Raw genomic sequence first — 965 nt, 5'->3', positions numbered from 1 at the left:
AGAGGTTCCGCCAATAGGTCGTTGCGTGTCGGTCCACGAGGACAGGCACGAGCCCCGGTAGACGAAGTGGTATCTGACGCCGCTTCTTCCCCGAGGTACTCGTGCCTGCTCTGCCATCTTTCATCATCGAACCGCTGTGGGACCAGTTCGCCGCGCTGATCCCTGAACACATCGAGACTCATCCGCTGGGATGCCACCGACCACGCATCGCTGACCGGATCGTGTTCGACAAGCTCGTCCAGATCGCGGTCCTCGGCGCCGCCTACGACCGCATCGCCGACACCACATGCTCGGCCACCACCCTCCGCAGACGCCGCGACGCCTGGATCAGTGCCGGGCTCTTCGAGCGCCTCGAACAGCTCGCGTTGGAGGCCTACGACCAGATCGTGGGTCTCGACCTCGACGACATCAGCGTCGATGGGTGCATCGTCAAAGCACCCTGCGGTGGCGAGGCCGCCGGGAAGTCTCCGGTAGACCGCGGGAAACAAGGCACCAAACGGTCGTTGATGACCGACGGCGCCGGGATCCCGATCGGGTGTGTGGTGACCTCGGCGAACCGGCACGACTCCCCGTTCCTGCGCCCGACCTTGGCGAAGCTGGGCAGGTTCGAGACCCGGCTCGGTGTCGGGCTACCCGAGACGATCACCGTGCATCTCGACGCCGGCTACGACAGCCTGGCTACCCGTGAACTGCTTGACGAACTGGGCTGCCAGAGCGTGATCAGCAAGAAGGGCACCCCCCTTCAAGCCGGCACCCGGTGGGTCGTGGAACGCACCAACTCCTGGCACAACCGCGGGTTCAAGAAGCTCCACATCTGCACCGAACGCCGTATCCGCGTGATCGAGGCATTCATCGCACTCGCCAACGCCGCGATCATCATCCGTCGCCTTGTCCGCATCGCCTGGACCACCCACCGCTGGAACACCCGACCAGCCCGACGCCCTTAACCTATTGGCGGAACCTCT

General features: G+C 64.6%; 1 protein-coding gene. It reads left to right on the top strand.

Going from position 1 to position 965, the window contains the following annotated elements:
- Nucleotides 1–101: 101 nt before the first annotated feature.
- Entirely contained in the window at nt 102–947 is an 846-nt protein-coding gene (locus tag ACPZVR_RS25410; protein ID WP_436702483.1) for an IS5 family transposase, read from the top strand.
- Nucleotides 948–965 lie beyond the last annotated feature (18 nt).

This window comes from Nocardioides segetis (assembly GCF_051390595.1).
In the GTDB taxonomy this organism is placed as follows: domain Bacteria; phylum Actinomycetota; class Actinomycetes; order Propionibacteriales; family Nocardioidaceae; genus Nocardioides.
The sequence above is the reverse complement of the archived record's forward strand: the minus strand, read 5'-3'. Positions and strand labels throughout refer to the sequence as shown.